General features: G+C 67.5%; 16 protein-coding genes and 1 pseudogene. 8 read left to right on the top strand and 9 right to left on the bottom strand.

The window, feature by feature from the left end; all coding sequences use genetic code 11:
* A pseudogene (locus tag D7Y11_RS35365) lies at window positions 1–281 on the bottom strand (uracil-DNA glycosylase); the annotation flags it as partial.
* Window positions 282–506: 225 nt separating this feature from the next.
* Here D7Y11_RS35365 and D7Y11_RS35360 point away from each other — a divergent pair.
* Entirely contained in the window at window positions 507–1,070 is a 564-nt protein-coding gene (locus tag D7Y11_RS35360) for an NADPH-dependent FMN reductase (RefSeq protein WP_126935886.1), read from the top strand.
* A gap of 7 nt (window positions 1,071–1,077) precedes the next feature.
* On the opposite strand, the gene D7Y11_RS35355 is transcribed toward D7Y11_RS35360, so the two are convergent.
* Window positions 1,078–1,896, bottom strand: a complete 819-nt coding sequence (locus D7Y11_RS35355; protein ID WP_126935885.1) for a helix-turn-helix domain-containing protein — start codon at window positions 1,894–1,896, stop codon at window positions 1,078–1,080.
* A gap of 120 nt (window positions 1,897–2,016) precedes the next feature.
* Here D7Y11_RS35355 and D7Y11_RS35350 point away from each other — a divergent pair, with 120 nt between their 5' ends.
* The 4 genes from D7Y11_RS35350 to D7Y11_RS35335 all read left to right on the top strand — a co-directional run bounded on the left by D7Y11_RS35350 (window position 2,017) and on the right by D7Y11_RS35335 (window position 4,622).
* Window positions 2,017–2,424, top strand: coding sequence for a hypothetical protein (locus tag D7Y11_RS35350; RefSeq protein WP_126935884.1), 408 nt, complete (start codon window positions 2,017–2,019; stop codon window positions 2,422–2,424).
* A gap of 72 nt (window positions 2,425–2,496) precedes the next feature.
* Window positions 2,497–3,426 carry a hypothetical protein gene (locus tag D7Y11_RS35345; RefSeq protein ID WP_126935883.1) on the top strand — a complete coding sequence of 310 codons (930 nt, stop codon included), beginning with the start codon at window positions 2,497–2,499 and terminating at the stop codon, window positions 3,424–3,426.
* A 312-nt stretch (window positions 3,427–3,738) separates the two neighbouring features.
* Window positions 3,739–4,137 carry a hypothetical protein gene (locus D7Y11_RS44605; RefSeq protein WP_233607490.1) on the top strand — a complete coding sequence of 133 codons (399 nt, stop codon included), beginning with the start codon at window positions 3,739–3,741 and terminating at the stop codon, window positions 4,135–4,137.
* 8 nt (window positions 4,138–4,145) lie between these two features.
* Complete coding sequence (locus D7Y11_RS35335; RefSeq protein WP_126935881.1) at window positions 4,146–4,622, top strand: SMI1/KNR4 family protein; 477 nt, start codon at window positions 4,146–4,148, stop codon at window positions 4,620–4,622.
* A 10-nt stretch (window positions 4,623–4,632) separates the two neighbouring features.
* Here D7Y11_RS35335 and D7Y11_RS35330 read toward each other — a convergent pair whose 3' ends face one another.
* Window positions 4,633–5,535, bottom strand: a complete 903-nt coding sequence (locus D7Y11_RS35330; protein WP_126935880.1) for a LysR family transcriptional regulator — start codon at window positions 5,533–5,535, stop codon at window positions 4,633–4,635.
* Window positions 5,536–5,650: 115 nt separating this feature from the next.
* On the opposite strand from D7Y11_RS35330, the gene D7Y11_RS35325 reads away from it, so the two are divergent.
* Together D7Y11_RS35325 and D7Y11_RS35315 are read left to right on the top strand one after the other, a co-directional pair.
* Window positions 5,651–6,709 (top strand): SDR family oxidoreductase, encoded by a 1,059-nt coding sequence (locus D7Y11_RS35325; protein ID WP_126935879.1) that lies wholly within the window; start codon window positions 5,651–5,653, stop codon window positions 6,707–6,709.
* 191 nt (window positions 6,710–6,900) lie between these two features.
* Complete coding sequence (locus D7Y11_RS35315; protein WP_158642038.1) at window positions 6,901–8,682, top strand: DUF262 domain-containing protein; 1,782 nt, start codon at window positions 6,901–6,903, stop codon at window positions 8,680–8,682.
* Window positions 8,683–8,701: 19 nt separating this feature from the next.
* Here the strand turns inward: D7Y11_RS35315 and D7Y11_RS35310 are convergent, their stop codons facing one another.
* On the bottom strand, window positions 8,702–9,649 hold the full coding sequence (locus D7Y11_RS35310; RefSeq protein ID WP_233607489.1) for a LysR family transcriptional regulator: 948 nt from the start codon (window positions 9,647–9,649) through the stop codon (window positions 8,702–8,704).
* 83 nt (window positions 9,650–9,732) lie between these two features.
* Between D7Y11_RS35310 and D7Y11_RS35305 the strand changes: the two genes are divergently transcribed.
* The gene (locus tag D7Y11_RS35305) at window positions 9,733–10,191 is read left to right on the top strand and encodes an SgcJ/EcaC family oxidoreductase (protein WP_126935876.1); all 459 of its coding nucleotides are present in this window, start codon (window positions 9,733–9,735) and stop codon (window positions 10,189–10,191) included.
* Here the strand turns inward: D7Y11_RS35305 and coaBC are convergent.
* From coaBC to D7Y11_RS35280, 5 genes are all read right to left on the bottom strand, one after another.
* Complete coding sequence (coaBC, locus tag D7Y11_RS35300) at window positions 10,177–11,394, bottom strand: bifunctional phosphopantothenoylcysteine decarboxylase/phosphopantothenate--cysteine ligase CoaBC (protein WP_126935875.1); 1,218 nt, start codon at window positions 11,392–11,394, stop codon at window positions 10,177–10,179. The two genes, D7Y11_RS35305 and coaBC, sit on opposite strands and share 15 nt — an antisense overlap.
* A gap of 40 nt (window positions 11,395–11,434) precedes the next feature.
* Window positions 11,435–14,410: a carboxypeptidase regulatory-like domain-containing protein gene (locus tag D7Y11_RS35295; RefSeq protein WP_126935874.1), complete on the bottom strand. Its 2,976-nt coding sequence runs from the start codon at window positions 14,408–14,410 to the stop codon at window positions 11,435–11,437.
* A gap of 110 nt (window positions 14,411–14,520) precedes the next feature.
* On the bottom strand, window positions 14,521–15,813 hold the full coding sequence (locus tag D7Y11_RS35290) for a Stp1/IreP family PP2C-type Ser/Thr phosphatase (RefSeq protein WP_120562662.1): 1,293 nt from the start codon (window positions 15,811–15,813) through the stop codon (window positions 14,521–14,523).
* Window positions 15,814–15,870: 57 nt separating this feature from the next.
* Window positions 15,871–16,383, bottom strand: coding sequence for an FHA domain-containing protein (locus D7Y11_RS35285; protein WP_121751302.1), 513 nt, complete (start codon window positions 16,381–16,383; stop codon window positions 15,871–15,873).
* Window positions 16,384–16,453: 70 nt separating this feature from the next.
* Complete coding sequence (locus tag D7Y11_RS35280) at window positions 16,454–16,807, bottom strand: hypothetical protein (RefSeq protein ID WP_199753874.1); 354 nt, start codon at window positions 16,805–16,807, stop codon at window positions 16,454–16,456.
* Window positions 16,808–16,847 lie beyond the last annotated feature (40 nt).

The raw sequence follows: 16,847 nt of genomic DNA, 5'->3' as shown, positions 1-16,847 counted from the left end.
CCCAGGGGCTGCTTCATCGCGGCGTGCAGCGTGTCGCGCGACGGGGACTCCGCCGGGGGCCGGGGAGGCGTGGGTGCGGCGGCCGGCTCGGGGGCCTTGGTCCGGGCGATCATCGTGCGCACGGACGAGGCGGCGGCGCGCTGCTGCTGGAGCTCGGCGGCGACCTTCGCGTCGACGAGGATCGAGCGGCCCGCGGTCTCCTCCTGCCAGAGCAGGTGGCGGCGCACGTCCTGGAGCACGTCGGCCAGCTCCTGCATGGAATCAGGCGTGTCGTCGTTCACGGTGGTGGATCGGTATCGGAGGGACCGTCCCGGTGCAAGGAAGCAGCCGGGGAAGTTGCCTGTACGCTTAGCCCAGGGTCGGGGCTTGCGCCACCTTCCGGGCGGAGACCCCGGGCTCTGGTCGAATCAGGACACACCCCCGGCGTAACGCCCTTGGCCACCGGGCGGACCTGGGGAAGATGTCGGTCGCTGGTTCCACGCCCTTTTCCCAGGAGTTCCTCGCACATGATCAAGGTGGCCATCGTCGTTGGAAGCACGCGGCCCGGACGCAAGGCGGACAAGGTCGCGGCCTGGGTCCACGACATCGCGAAGAAGCGCAGCGACGCCACGTACGAGATCGTCGACATCCAGGACTTCAACCTGCCCCTGCTGGACGAGCCCACTCCGCCGTCCGCAGGCAAGTACACGCAAGCCCACACGCAGAAGTGGAGCGCGGCGGTGGAGGGCTACGACGCGTACGTGTTCGTCACGCCCGAGTACAACCACGGCACCTCCGGCGCGCTGAAGAACGCGCTCGATTACGTCTACAAGGAGTGGAACAACAAGGCCGCCGGCTTCGTGGGCTACGGCAGCGCGGGCGGCGTGCGCGCGGTGGAGCAACTGCGCCTGGTCGCCGCGGAGCTGCAGATGGCCACCGTGCGCGCGCAGGTGCAGCTGTTCCTCTCTACCGACTTCGAGCACTACACCGTCTTCAAGCCGGACCCGGCCAAGGAGAAGCAGGTGAACACGCTGCTGGATCAGGTCGTGTCCTGGGGCACGGCGCTGCGCACGGTGCGCGTGAAGCCGTAGCGGCTGCTCAGGTGTCCTGGCGGGCCCGCTCCGTGGCGGCCCGCCGCAGCGCCTCGGCCGTCTCCGGGTCCGCGGGGAAGAACGACTCGATGGCCAGCTCCGCGAGCGTGATGTCCACGGGCGTGCCGAACACGGTGATGGTGCCGAAGAACGACAGCGTCCCCAGCGACGTGCGGATGCGCAGCGGCACCACCACGCCCGCGAAGTCGCGCGCCTTCGCGTCCGGTGCGGGCTCCGGCACCGGGTAGCCGCGCAACTCCTCCAGCAGCGCCGCGAGCGTGGCATCCCCGGAGACGTCCACCTGCCGGGCCAGGCGGTGGAGGACGTGGTCGCGCCACTGGCGCAGGTTGTCGATGCGGGAGGCCAGCCCCTGGGGGTGCAGGCTCAGGCGCAGGACGTTGATGGGGGGCTCCAGGAGCTCCGGCGGCAGGCCCTCCATCAGGATGCCCACTGCGCGGTTCGCGGTGACGAGCGTCCAATGCCGGTCCACCGCCAGCGCGGGGTACGGCTCATGTCCCGCGAGCACCAGCTCCACGGCCTCGCGAGTGGCGCTGAGGGCGGGGTCGTCCAGGGGGCGTTCGGCGAAGACGGGCGCGAAGCCCGCGGCGACGAGCAGGCTGTTGCGGTCGCGCAGGGGCACGTCCAGTTCCTCCGCCAGGTGCAGCAGCATGTCGCGGCTGGGCTGGGAGCGGCCGGTCTCCAGGAAGCTCACGTGGCGGGTGGAGACCTCCGCGCGCAACGCGAGGTCCATCTGGCTCAGCCCGCGCCGCTGACGCCAGCCGCGCAGCAGTTCTCCCACGGGGCGGCTCTGCTGAAGGCTCGTCATGGAGGGGAAGATAGGGGGCGCACGTCATCGCATCCATTCCCTCGGAGGTAATCGACGCCGCGCGTCCGGCCTCGCATCTTGTGCACCGTTTCATCCATTCCACTGAAGGGAACGTGTGCCATGAGCAAGACGAACGTGTCGGGAAGCCTGTTGCGCCGCGTGCTGCTGCTGGACGGTGTCGCCAGCGGGGCAACGGGCCTGTTGGGGGCGCTGGCCGCGGAGCCGCTCGGGGCGCTGACGGGCCTGGATCCGGCCATCCTGCGCCCGGCGGGGCTGGGGCTGGTCCCCTTCGCGCTGCTGCTGGTGTACCTGGCGTCGCGGGCCACCCTGCCCGCCTGGCCGGTGTGGTGCGTGGTCGCGATGAACGTGACATGGGTGGTGGACAGCGTGCTGCTGCTGACGCACGGGCCGACGACGCCCACGGGCCTGGGGGTGGCGTTCGTCATGGCGCAAGCGCTGGCGGTCGCGGTGTTCGCGGGGCTGGAGTACGCGGGCCTGCGGCGCGGTGCGACGGTGGCTACGGCCTGAGTGTCCGGTCCGCGCGGTCCGGGCGTCACGCCGTGCCGCGCGGACAGGCTGGCGTTGTTATCGTGGCGGGACATGGCTTCCTTCGCGCGCCCGTGGCTCTTCATCGCAGCGCTGTCCTCCGGAGTCTTCGGCTGCGCCACGCTCGGCGGTGCGCAGGGGAAGGACCTGGTGACGCTGCGCTACGCCTGGCCGGAGCAGTCCACCATCCGGGTGATGCACACGGTGGACGTGCGGACGGACTGGAGCGGCCGACAGACGGCGCAGCGCCGGTACGCGATGCGGATGGGGGCCGTGGATGGGGAGGGCCGTCGGCGGTTGGTGTTCCAGGACGTGGAGATCATCGAAGCCCCCTTCCCTGCCTTCGTGGAGCCCCTGGCCGCGTCCATCATCGACGCGCAGGGAGACTTCCAGGGGATTGATCCGCTGGAGGACGGCCCCGGTCAGGACCTGCTGGACGCGCTGCCGGTCAGCCCCATGAAGAAGGCCCAGATGGCGAAGGCCCTCAGCAACGGTCTGGAGCGCGAGGCCCGCAACCGGTGGAACGAGTGGGTCGGAATCTGGCACGGGTCGAGACTCAGTCCAGGGAGGACGGAGGTCGTGGCGACGACGATGTCCGTGGGCACCGGCCGCAAGAAGACTGAAGAGGTCCCCGCGGAGGAGCGTGTCCGGCTGGACGCGGGAGTGCCCTGCTCTGAGTCAGTGCCGGAGCCCAGGTGCGTGAAGCTGAAGCTCGTGCGGGAACCTGTCGGACAGACGGACGAGACAAAGGGAAGGTACGCGCACGTGGAACTGGAGCTGGTGACGGATCCGGCGACGCTGCTGCCCTATTCGTCACGCGTCATCCGCATGGACCGCGTGGACTGGAATGGCGGGCACGGTGCGCCGGATTTCCATGAGGCGGTGCACGTGGAGCAGCACACGTTCATTCATGGAGTGGAAGGAGCGCCGGGGCAGGTCGCGGCACTGGGCTTCGGTCAGCCCGTGCCCACTTCACGGAAGTAGCCCGCCACCTTGCAACGCTGTGTCGGCCGGTTTGGTAGACACGCGCACGCTGCGCTATCACCCGTTGCCGTGACAGCCATTCCGCCCATCCGGCATGCAGCTCTTGCGGCCATCGTCCTTGCTCTCTTCGGATGTGGCTCGGCCACCGTCGGCTCTATTGGGAGGCCCGCCTCCGCCAAGCACGTGGGCCCGGTTGTCACCACGCCGGACGGAGGCCAGCTCCGCACGACTATCTATTACGGACCCTGGCAGTGCAGCGCCGCGTTCCTTTCGCGCTGCGAGTCCAAGTGCGCGGCGCAGGGGCATGCACTCATGGGTTGCATGTGGCTGGCCGACATCAAGGGGGACTGGAAGGCACGTTACCTCTTCATGCCTGCGGAGGCCGGTGGGCGCATGGCCATCACCCACTGCTGCTGCGACTACCCGAAGGTGGCGGACCTGCAGTGGCGTAGAGACACGTGGGACAACGCGCGCAAACGCTTCCGGCAGGAATGGGGTTCCGAATTCGGTGCATGGCCCTCAACGGGCGGAACCCTCTGGACTGGCCATCACATCTTTGACCTGGCGCACGGAGGAGCGCCGACAGCCACGGGCAACGTGCTTCCCGTTCCCGACGCCATCCACAAGGTGTTCAACGCCGAGTACCCTGCCTGCTACGCACCGGGCGGCAAGTGGCTGACTCCTGGTCCTGAATACCCCTACGTGGATTGAGTGCCACCATGGCAATGAAGCAGTTGCTGACTGAAGTCTCCGCCAACCACTTCCCCAACCCACCGGCAACGCCCGCACAGATTGCCGCCTTCGAAGTACGTGTTGGATGGAAGCTGGATGAGAACCTTCGCACCTTCTACCTGCACTGCAACGGGGCCGCGCTGTTCGAAGCTCCGCCCGACATGAACTACCGCATCCTCCCGCTTGAGCGAATCGAGCGAGCCAGCGTCGCCATCAGGGGCAGCGAAGAGGACGTGGATGGCTCGCCGTCGCACTTCACGTTGGTGGACATGCAGGACACCAACTTCGTCATCCTGGACGTGGCCACGCCAGTGACCGGCTGCTACCCACTACTCGATGCCTTCCACGAGACGTATCCGGATGAAGCTCCGCGCATCGCGGGATCCTTCGAGGAATTTCTGGAGAAGGCCCTGCGCAGCGGCAACCGCTCGTTCTGGCTGAGCACTGAGCCTCTGGAAGGATAGGAGTGAGCAGTCAGCCCATGCCCACTTCGGCGAAGTAGTCCAAGAACGCCCGGATGCGCGCCGGAAGGTGCTTCGTGGGTTCCAGGAACACCGCGTGGAAGACGACGGTGTCTCCCGGGTTGCGATCCTCAAGCACCGCAACCAACCGCCCGGCCTTGATGTCCTCACGCACCTGGAAGGCGGCGATCCGCGCGAGCCCCGCCCCCGCGAGCGCCAGGTGCCGCAGCGCTTCGCCGTCGCTCGCGAACAGGGTTCCGGAGACGGGGACGTTCACCACGGAGCCACGCTCCATGACGGGCCACTGCTCCAGCGCGGGCGTGTGACTGGCGCCCATGCGAGTATGCCGCTCCAGGTCCGCGGCAGACTTCGGCGTACCCACGCGCTTCAGGTAGGCCGGTGAACCCACGATGATCTTGCACGTTTCTCCCAGCCTGCGCGCGACAAGGTTCGAGGACTTGAGTGGTCCCGCGCGGATGGCCACGTCCGCGCGATCCTCCAGCAGGTCCACCACGTGGTCCGTGAGCCCGATGTCCAGGCGGATGCCCGGGTAGCGGGCCTGGAACACTGGCACCTGCGGTAGGAGGACGTGCGTGCCGTAGGGCACGTTGGTGTTCACGCGCACCCGGCCCGAGGGCGCGTCATGCGACGTGACGCCGCGCTCGGCCTCGTCCAGTTCCGCGAGCACCTGCACGCTTCGCTCGTAGAAAACACAGCCCTCGGAGGTCAGCTGGAAGCCCCGGGTGTTGCGGTGGATGAGCCGCGCACCCAGGCGGGCTTCCAGCCGCGCGACGAGCTTGCTGACCGCCGACGGCGTCATCCGCAGCGTCCGCGCCGCCGTGGAGAACCCCTCCTGCTCCACGACCCGGACGAAGACCTCCATCTCCCCAGAGCGATTGATTTCCAGACGCGCCATTGAATTGAACTCACAAGCCTTGTGCCTGGGACGGCTCTACCTCGGGACAGGGCACGCGAATACTAGACCCGTGCGGCCCGGAAACGGATCCACGTGGGGCCGCATGGAGAACCCCATGTCTTCCCCCAAGAACGTGGCCCTGGTCGTCGGGGCCAACGGAATCGCTGGCCTCAACCTCATCGAACATCTGGAGTCGCTCGGCGGCTGGGAGGTCATCGGCCTGTCGCGGCGCGGAGGCGAAGGACGTGCGGGTGTGCGCTTCATCTCCGTGGACCTGCTCGACGCGGCCGACAGCCGCGAGAAGCTGAGCGGACTGACGCAGGTGACGCACATCTTCTACGCCGCCTACCAGGACCGGCCCACGCCCGCGGAGCTGGTGGCGCCGAACGTCGCCATGCTCGTCAACGTGGTGAACGCGGTGGAGCCTGTCGCCAGGAACCTCCAGCACATCAACCTGATGCAGGGCTACAAGGTCTACGGCGCGCACCTGGGACCGTTCAAGACGCCTGCCCGGGAGACGGATGCTCACCACATGCCTCCCGAGTTCAATGTGGAGCAGCAGGACTTCCTGGAGCAACGGCAGCAGGGCAAGGCGTGGACGTGGTCCGCGCTCCGCCCATCCGTCGTGGTGGGCTACGCGATGGGCACGCCGATGAACGCGGGCCTGGCCATCTCGGTATACGCGTCCATGTCGAAGGAACTGGGCCTTCCGCTGCGCTTCCCCGGGCCGCCGTCCGCGTACGACATCCTCATGGATGTCACGGACGCGAGGCTGCTGGCGCACGCCATGCTGTGGGCGGCGACAAGCCCGAAGGCCGCCAAACAGGCCTTCAACATCAACAATGGCGACCAGTTCCGGTGGAGCGAGATGTGGCCGAAGATCGCCCGCATGTTCGACCTGGAGGTGGCCCCTCCCCTGCCCATGTCACTGGTCGAGGTGATGGCGGACAAGGCCCCGCTCTGGGACAGGATGGTGGCGAAGCACGGGCTCGCTCCCACTCCCTACACGGACATCAACCCCTGGCGTCATGCCCACGGGGTGTTCTCGACGAACTTCGATTTCCTCGCGGATACATCCAAGGCGCGGCGGTTCGGGTTCCAGGAGCACATCGAGACCGAGGTCATGTTCCGCGAAGTCTTCGAGGACTACCGCCGCCGCAAGGTCATTCCCTGAGAGCTTCGACGACGAGCGAGCGGAAATAGCGCGCACCCGGGTCCGCATCCGTCCGAGTGTACCAGATGAGGCACTTGGTCATGCGAGGAGAGGGAAGGCCATTGCATCCCACTTCCGCCGTTGGGTGCGGTTCAAGTTATGGCGTCATAGGAACTACTGGCCTATACCGTAAACGACCACCAGGGGGCGTCATGGCAACGGTGTATCTGGACCATCTGATCGAGCGCGACGCACTGCAGTATGTTGACCAGCGAGCGGTTGAGAACGCAGCTAGCGAGCGCAAGTTCCAGATCGCGGACTTCCGTCTGCGTGACATGGGCGAAGAGTGGTTTTACAAACTCAGGAAGCCTGACTTCCAAAGAGAAACAAACTACTGGACACCCGAGCAGTGCGCAATCTTCATTGAATCCGTAGCTCGTGGCGACCTGATCCCTGGCATTATTGCTTGGCGCAACTTCGAAGCCGGGCGTGTTTACATTATCGATGGAGCACATCGACTCAGTGTAGTCCGCGCCTGGATGCAGGACGACTGGGGCGACAAATCCATAGAGTACTACAATGAAGCGGATCGGGAAGAAATCGAGGAAGCAGCCAATGAGGTTCGCGCATTGGTTTCTGAACGAGTCGGCTCATACAAAGAACTCGCCAGCGCATACAATCAAGCGACGGCCCCACTGATGCCTCAAGCGGGGCGTAAGCCCGTCGACTCAAGCAGACGTCCGATCACAGAACGCGAAAGCCAACAATTCAAGACCTACAACGAGATTCTCACGGGAAGAACCCTTTCCACCCAATGGGTCGAAGGTTCATACGAAGAAGCTCAGCGGTCGTTTATCAACATAAACACAGGTGGCGCTCGAATCTCCCAGTTCGAACTGATGCTCCACACGTATCGCAATGGACCATTCGCCCGCGTCGTCTCAAGCATAATCAACGCAGGGAAAACAGGCCATTTCTGGCCAAACAAAGGCCTGACACCACAACTCGACACCAAGATCCAGACGTTCTCACAATACGCCAACGCAATCCACGAGATATTATTTCGCCCTCCATTTGAGGAGCGAATCGAAAACCTAAATCAGCCACTCATCGTCACTCGCCCTGGATACCGCTACGAGCAAGTAGTTGACCTGGTTGGACTCCTGAGCGAAGGACTATTCCTAGACAGCGACACAGAAAGGCGCGACTGCCTCTCACGTCTCTCAGGAGCCGATTCGCAATCCGTCATAACTAAAGCCGATGGCATATTTGAAATCGTGCTCGATCGCCTGAGCCAACTGGTCGGCTCGAACGCAAACCCCAAAACAATGTCCATCGTCCCCTTGGTATATACATACAACCACCAGGGCATATACTCTCGAAATCTATTTTACGCCATACTCTACTGGCTTTTCACTGGAAATGACGAGGCGGTTCGCAAGAAGAAGATTGCCTTCAGCGCCATTCGCGGAAACTTCGAGTCAATCCTGGTTGATTACAAAGCCCAGATGACCGGCATCGCGTCAAAAAAGGGAGCGGGATTCAAAAGCACCAAGGATATCGCAAGCGTCATCGACACGCTCGTCCGCCTTCTGGTTGACAACATTGGATCCACCCCTGCCAACCTGCATAATCTCGTAGCAGACAAGGTTGGATTCGAGCCGATGGGAACACGCAATCTCGCGGGGCGAACTGCGTCTCGCTCGCAGAAAAACCAAGTCAACATTGAAAACATCCTCAGCAACTGCGTGCGCTGCCACATTTGCGGCGGGGTCTTGGATCTTGCGAGAGCGAAGCAGTACGACCACTATCTCGAACCATTTTCCAAAGTCCGCTCGACCTCTACGGAAAACCTCAAGCCTGCACATCCCTTTTGCAACCACGCAAAGGAAGCGATTGAGGAAATCCGTCGGGGGGCACCTGCTCATATCCCCGATCTCGCAGAGTCACGACAAACTGCCGGGGCATCAAAACAGCTTGGCTTGTTTGGCTGAGGGGCGGTTCGTCGTTAGTCTACGTGTTTTGCTGTGTTTCCGCTCCTAGAGGCTCGTGTAACGCCTCGATAACAAGCGAGCGGAAGTAGCGCGCACCCGGGTCCGCATCCGTCCGGGTGTGCCAGATGAGGCACTTGGTCATGCGAGGTGAGGGGAACGGCATCTCCACCATGCGTAGGGGCAGCATGTCGCAGAAGGCCTTGGCGACGCGGCGGGGCACTCCCGCGATCAAGTCGGAGCGGGCCGCCGCCATCGCCGCCGCGAAGAAGTGCGGGACAGCGAGCCCTACCTCCCGCGTGAGCCCGTGCTCCTTGAGGATGCGCGCGTGCTGCTGGTGCCCGATGCCCGGACGGCCTTCCGCGAGGTGCAGGTCGATGTGTTTCGACGTGTTGTAGAGCGCCTTCGTCAGCGTCTTGCCCCGGATGCGCGGATGGTCGCGCCGCACGAGCAGCACGGCGTCATCCGTGTACAGCGGTTCTGCGTGGCCCCCAGGCCCCGTGGCCTCGGGTGGCCCCAGAGCCACGTCCACCGCTCCCGTGGTGAGGCCATCCCGCTCCACGAGGTAATCGATGCTCACAACGCGCAGGAGCGCGGCAGGAAGACGCTTCGCGAACAGCGCCGCTAGCTTCGGCACATCGGAGACCCCGTGGTGGTCCGCGCCCGCCACCGTGAAGGTTCGCGTGCACGTCTCCGGATTGAAGCCCTGGCCTCCTTCCAACGCCAGCTGAAGCTGACCCACCGCGGACGCGATGAACGGCCTCAACTCCTCGCATCGTGGCGTCGGCACCAGCCCCCGCCCGCTGCGCACGACCAGCGGGTCGCCCAACACATCACGCAGCCGGGCCAGCGCATTGCTCACCGCTGACTGCGTAACGTGAAGCTCCCGCGCCGCACCGGTCGCGCTGCCGGACTCCAGCACCGCGTGCAGCACGAGGAACAGGTTGAGATCGATGGCCGAGAGATTCACAGCCGTGATTCTAACCATCATGGACCATCACTGGTGGAGAGAGCCCCAGAGGCCGTAGTCATGGGCGCAGAAAGCGAGATTCCATGCCATCCCCCACCGAAGCCGCTGCCATCCGGGAGCGCATGCAGCGGCTCTACGAGTGCTGGAACCAGGGCGATGCCCAGGCCTACGCCGCATGCTTCACGGAGGACGTGGACTACGTCGCCTTCGATGGCAGCCACATCCAGGGACGACAGGCCAACGCCGAAGCCCACCAGGCTCTCTTCGACGGTGTCCTCCGGGGCTCCACGCTCGACGGAGAAGTGAAGTCCGTGCGCTTCCTCGCCCCGGACGTGGCGCTCATCCACACCGAAGGCGTCATCAAGCTGCGCTGGCAGCGCAAGGCGCCCAAGGGACGCCGCTCCATCCAGACCATGGTCGCCGTGAAGCGTGAAGGCGTCTGGTTCTTCACTGCCTTCCAGAACACCCGCATCCAGCCGCCCAACGCCTTCGCGCGCCTCATGCTGCGGCTGATGACGCCGAAGCGCTCAGCCGCGCGGTGACACGAGCAACAGCGACAGGATCTCCCCCGCCACCGCGCGCTTGCTGCCCTCCAGCAACCGGTCCGGGCCACTGCGCGAAATCACCGTCACCCGGTTCGTATCCGTCCCGAACCCCGCGCCCTCCGCGGTGACGTCGTTGGCGACGATGGCGTCCAGCCCCTTGCGCTCCAGCTTCTCGCGCGCGTGCTCCACCACCCGCTCCGTCTCCGCCGCGAAGCCCACCAGCACCGGCCGCTTCGCCTTCCCCGCCACCTTCCGAGACGCCTCCAGCAGCACATCCGGCGTGCGCACCAGCTTCAGGTTCTCCGGGCCCTCGCCCTTCTTCACCTTCTGCGGCGCGCGCGTCTCCGGCCTCCAGTCGCTCACCGCCGCCGTGGCGATGAACGCGTCCGCGGACTCCACGCGCGATAGCACCTCGCGCGCCATGTCCTCCGCACTCACCACGTCCACCACCTCCAGGCCCGTGCGGTCCACCGCGCCCACCGGGCCCAACACCACCGTCACCTTCGCGCCCAACGCTCGCGCCTCGTGCGCCAGCGCCATGCCCATCTTCCCCGTGGACGGATTGGAGATGAACCGCACCGGATCCAGGTACTCGCGCGTGGGGCCCGCCGTCACCAGCACCGTCTTGCCCGTGAGCGGACCGCCTCCCAGCCGCGCCGCCACCGCGGACACGATGGCGCCCACGTCCGCCAACCGCCCCGCGCCCACGTCTCCACACGCCAGCATCCCCGCGCCCGGCCCCACCGTGCTGAAGCGCGCTTCCTTCAGCAGTGACTCCACGTTCTCCTGCGTCCGGGTGTTCTCCCACATGGCCACGTTCATCGCGGGTGCCAGCACCACCGGCCCCTTGAACGCCAGCAGCGACGTCGTCACCGCGTCCCCGCCGAAGCCCGCGCGAATCTTCGCGATCAGGTCCGCCGTCGCGGGCGCCACCACGTAGAGCTCGCCCCAGCGGGCCAGGTCCAGGTGGCCGAAGTTCCCCTCCTGCGCCGGGTCGAAGTAGTCCGTGAGCGGCGGGTGCCCCACGAGCGCCTGGAAGGTCAGCGGGGTGACGAACTGGCGTGCGGCCTCTGTCATGGCCACCCGCACGTCCGCTCCTGCGCGGCCCAATTCACGCACCAGCTCGCAGGCCTTGTACGCCGCGATACCGCCACCCACGCCGACGATGATCCGGCGACCCTTCAATGCGGATGCGTCCATGCGGCTTCATTACGCGCCAGCCAGCCCGGTCGCAACACGACTACCGCAGGGACACCTCGCCTTGGGTGGGAACGTCCACCGAGCGCACCACCGGGCCCGACCCGGGCATCTCCGCGTGGAAGTAGCCCCACACCAGCGTGTACCTGCCCGGCCGCAGCCCCTGCACCACCACCCGCTCCGACATGGGCTGGTACACCAGCTGCGCGAAGCTCGAGCGCAACAGCTCCGTGGGCGGATTGCCCACCGAGCCCACCTCCCCCGGTACCACCCACAGCGCCTTGCCCCGCTCCGGCTGGATCAACACCGTCACGGAGCCCGTCCCCGGCACCGGGCCCAGGTCCAATGTCATGTCCGCGCCCGCCACCTGCACCACCACCGCCGGCTGGCCCGCACCACGCCCGCCCACCACGAAGCGGTAGTTGCCCGGCGACAGGTCCGCGCTGTAGCTGCCATCCGCGCCGGTGATGAGCGACACCGACTCGCTGCGGTCCGCGTTGAGCCCCTCCACCTGCGCGCCCGCCGCGGGCTTCCCGTCCGCCAGGTACACCCGGCCCTTCAGGTGCGTCGCGGGCTTGAGGGTCAACTCCACCGGCGCAGTGCTGCCTCGCGGCACCTCCTGCGTGCCGCTCACCTTGCCCTTGCGCGCGGACAGCGTGAAGCGCGGCACGAAGGGCGGGCTCGCCAACGTGAAGTTGCCATCCGGCCCGGACAGCACCGACCCGTCGCACACGTCGCACGTCACCACCGCGTCCGGCACCGCACCACCCGACGCATCCCGCACCCGCCCGGACACTGACGGCGCCTTCACCAGCACGATGTCGCCCATGTCCTGCGGCGTCGCGGGGCGGTCCACCACCTGCGGCTCGTACCCCGCCGCATCCACCGCCACGATGAGCCGGTCCCCCGCCGTGGACAGCGGCAGTTCGAAGCGGCCATCCGGGCTGTTCACGTCGTGTTCGTCCATCCGGAAGCGGCGCACCGGCTGGCCCGAGTCATCCACCACGCGGCCCCGAAACGTCGTGCGCCGGCGCATCTTCACCTGCACCGGCGGCCCGCCCGGCTTGCCCTGCGGCCGCTCCATCGGCTCGTAGCTCGCGTGGCGCGCCTCCACCACGTAGGTGCGGTCCGGCCGCAGCGCGCGGAACTCGAAGTGGCCGCTTGAATCCGACTGCGTCGGCTCCGCCACGCGCGGCGCCACGCTCATCGCCGCGCCCACCACCGGCTGGCCATCCTCGTCCACCACGTCGCCCGTCAGCTGCGCGCCCGCCTCCAGCTCCACCGTCACCTGCTGCTTCCCACCGTCCTGCACCGTCACCGACTTGGGGCTCGACGGCAGGTACTCCGGATGCGACGCCACCAGTTGGTACGTGCCCGGCGGCAGGCCCCGCATGGGCACCACGCCGTCCGGCCCGGAGGGGCGGTCGCTGCGGAAGATGTTCTCCGGATCCGCCCACATCGTCACGTCCGCGCCCTCGACCCGCCGGCCGCCGCTCGTCACCGTCACGTCCGCGCCCGCCTTCGCCTCCAGCGACAGCGTCACGTCCGTCGCGGGCGCCGACGCCTGCACGCTGCCGCCGCCCCACTCGGAGTGGTGCGCGTGCAGCGTGTAGAGCCCCGGCATGGGCACCTGCGCCGTGAAGTGGCCGTCCTCGCCCGCGTTCACCACTCCGCCCGTGGGCTGCACCAGCACGGACACGCCCGCCGCGGGCCGGCCGTACTCGTCGATGACCTGCCCGCTGATGACCGTGGCCTTCGCCAGCTCCAGCTCCAGCGGCGTCTCGCCCGGTGCCACGCGCGCGGGCAGCTGCGCCGCGGTGAAGCCCTCCGCCTGCCCCTCCAGCACGTACTCGCCCGGCGCCAACGGCCCCAGCTCCGCCAACGCGCCGGTGGGCACCGCGTCGCGGCGGATGAGGTCGCCCGCCACCGTGCGCAGCAGCAGCTGCGGGTTGGGCACCGGCTGGCCCTCCTCGTCGACAATCGTGACGAGCAACCGGCCCGCGGCCTCCAGCACCAGCGTCACCTGCGTCACCCGCTGCGACAGCGTGAGCGTCTGGGGCGCGGAGCCGAAGCCCGGCGCCTCCGCCGTCACCACCACCTCATCCGGGTACAGGCCGTTGAAGCGCACCGGCCCGCCCTGCGCCTCCGTGTGCTCCTCGCGCGTCAGGTGGTCGCCACGCAAGCGCACCGTCGCCGCCGCGGGCGCCCCTTCGCGCAGCACGCGCACCTCCAGCGTGCGCGAAGGCGTCAGCTTCAGGCGCAGAGGCTGCGAGTCCGCCTCCACGTGCTGCGCCACCGCGGGCTGGAATCCCTCCGCGTCCGCGAGCACGTAGAAGGGGCCCTCGCCCAGGCCCGACAACGTGAAGGCCCCGCCCGCGCCCGCCACGGCCTCGAAGGGCAACGGCACCTTGCGCGACACCGCGCGCACGCGCGCCCCGGGCCTCGCATGGCCGGAGTCATCCACCACCGTGCCGGTGATGCTCCGCAAGGGCGGCAGGTACAGCTCCACCGCCTCCCCCGGCGCGGCGCGGTCCTTGAGCGCCACGCCCAGTCCCGCCGAGCGCGCCCACACCGTGAAGGACACGCCCGCCAGGTGCTCGAAGCGGAACTTCCCCTCCGCGTCCGTCCGCACCGTGGCGCGCGCCGTGAGGAAGCCCTGCTGCTGTTCGAAGAAGGCCCGCGTGTGCAGCGCCGTCTCGTGCGCGGTGCAGGCCAGCAGCGCCAGTCCGCACTCGTCGCAGCGCACGTCCGCCAGCGTCCGCTCCGCCGAAGCCGCGAGCGACACCTCCGCGTCCGCCACAGGCCGGCCGTTGCCGTCCAGCACTCGCCCGGTGAGCGTCAGCCCCTCCTGCGAACCAGACGACACCGCCACCGCGTTGAAGGCGGGCATCCCCTGGCGGATGGAACTGGCGGAGACGGGCGAGACGGGGCGCGCGGCCGGAGTACCCCACCGGGGCCCCAGCACGATGGCGGCGAGCGCCAGCACGGCAGCCACCGCGATGAAGACCCATTTGCGCATGTGTACGCGGCCGGGACCTTACTCCCAGGCCGGCCCCCCAACGACGGTTTCCCCCGGGAAATTCCAGAGCGTCCTCTTGAAGACGCCCCGGGGGTCGGTGGAGTTCCCGCTCAGTCCTCCGCGAACGGCTGGATGGCCTGCGCCACCGCCAGCTCCTGCCGGGCCTCGCTCAACTCCGAGTTGGTGGCGCGCAGCCGGTCGCTCAGCACCTGCACGAAGCTCCAGAGCATCTTCACCGCCAGGATGGCCTCGCGCTTCATCAGCCCCATCAAGTCAGAGCGGGCGATGACCATGGTCCGCGTGGGCTCCGTGGCGCGCACGGTGGCGGAGCGGGGCGCGTTGTCGATGAGGCCCATCTCGCCGAAGTGCCCGCCCGAGCGCAGCTCCGCGATCTCCACGCCGTTCTTCTCGATGGCCACCCGGCCCCGGATGACGACGAAGAGCTCCTCGCCCGGCTGCCCCTCCACGACAATCTCCCGACCCGCCGGGTAGGTGCGCGTGGTGGCGATGGACAACACCGCCGTCTGCTCCTTGTACGTGAGGTGGCGGAAGAGCGGGATCTTCCGCAGCGCCTCCATGCGCGACTGCGCCTCGCTCGTCTCCTCGCTGGCGAGCGCCGCGCTGTCGCCGGCCACCTTCACCACCACGGCGGTGATGTTGTCCTTGCCGCCGCGCTCGTTGGCGATCTCCACGAACTTGCGCGGCAGGTCCCCGGGCTGCAGCCCCGCGACCAGCGGCAGAATCTCCTCATCCTCGACGTAGCCGTGCAGGCCGTCCGAACAGAGGAGGAACACGTCGCCGGGCATCAGGTCCACGATGAGCGTGTCGACCTGGACGGACTCCTGGATGCCCACCGCGCGGGTGATGACGTTGCGGTACTGCGAGGTGGCGGCCTGCTCCTTGGTGATGGTGCCGGCCTTGAGCTGCGCGGCGACGAGCGTGTGGTCCTCGGTGAGCCGGTGACACTGCCCGTGACGCACCAGGTACACGCGGCTGTCGCCCACGTGGCCGATGACGCCCTTGTTGCCGCCCACGGCCAGGCACACGAACGTGGTGCCCATGCCTCGCTTGGAGGCGTCCGTCATCGCCGTGCGGTAGATGTCCGCGCACGCGCGCTGCACCGCCACCTCCACGAGCGCGGCCGCGGCGGAGCGGCTGTCCGCCGTGGGGTTCTGCGCCAGGTCCTTGAGCAGGTGCCGGTTGGCCGCGATGTGCTGCTTGACGACCTCCGTGGCCCGCGCGCTGGCGACTTCACCCGCGGCGTGTCCGCCCATGCCATCGGCGACCATGAACAGGCCGAGCGACGCGTCCACCATCATCGCGTCTTCGTTGTGTTGCCGTTTCCGGCCGACATCGGTCAGCCCGAAGGCTTCTGTGGTCAAGGCCACCGCGAACGCTCCCATCCGTGCCTAGAGGGTGACTCCGCACGTTATGCAGGCCGCCGAAGACGTGGCAAGACTTCAGGATTGTAGCCGCACCGACAGCAGGCGCGCGAAGCCTCCGGCCGTGTAGAAGCTGACCTCCACCTGGCCGAAGCGCAGCCGCATCCCGTCCTCCAACGCCCTGGGTTTGCGAGCCAACAGCCGGCTCCCGACCACGTACGAGCCGTTCTTCGAGCCCGCATCCGTCAGCCGAAAACCGGCATCCCCCGCGTCCCGGGAAAACCACGCGTGAAACCGGGACACACTGCCGTCATCCAGGACGACGTCGTTGTTGCTGGTGCGCCCCACGGTGATGCCCCGGCCGAAGGCGTTGCCCTGGGACTTGAGCAGCGGGAAGACGATGGGTTCATCCTGACCGAGCGTCGGCGGACCGGCGTTGGTCACCGTCCGCACCGGGTACTCCTCCAGGTCGGAAGGAGGCACCGCGCCCAGGGGAGGCGTGAAGAGGAGGAGACCCGCCGGGAGTCCCCGTTCGAACTCCTCGCGGTTGCGCAGGTAGCGCGCGACGTGGGCACTGAGCAGCTCGGCCATGGACGTGGAAGCGGCGCCCTACCCGCACCGGCAGGCGGGGCCACTCTCGCTCATGGAGTGTACCGCGCCCCTACCGCCAATCCGCGAAAAATCCGATGTTAACGCCACCCACGAAGTCACGCGCGAAGCTGCGGTTCTTCAGGCCGAAGGGCTCCGCGTAGCTCAGGGCCAGGCCCACGCCCACGTCGCGCGGCAGCTGGTAGCCAATCTGGACGCGGCCCTGGACGGTGCCCGCGACGCGGCGGTCCGGGGGCTGGGTGGTGAAGTGGGCGCCGTAGAAGGTGGGGCCGCCCGTCACCTGGAAGCCCCAGTGGGCCTTGCCCGGCAGGTGGTTGCGGTAGCCGAATCCCAGCTGCGCCGTGTGCTCGTAGTAGGAGGACACCGGCAGGTAGAGGTTCCGGTCCGCCAGCGCGCTGTCGGGCAACGACGCCGCCCACCCCACCCCTGTCCCTTATACACATCTG

The organism is Corallococcus sp. AB018 (genome assembly GCF_003986945.1).
Taxonomy (GTDB): domain Bacteria; phylum Myxococcota; class Myxococcia; order Myxococcales; family Myxococcaceae; genus Corallococcus; species Corallococcus exiguus.
This window is presented reverse-complemented; position numbering and strand designations above follow the sequence as displayed.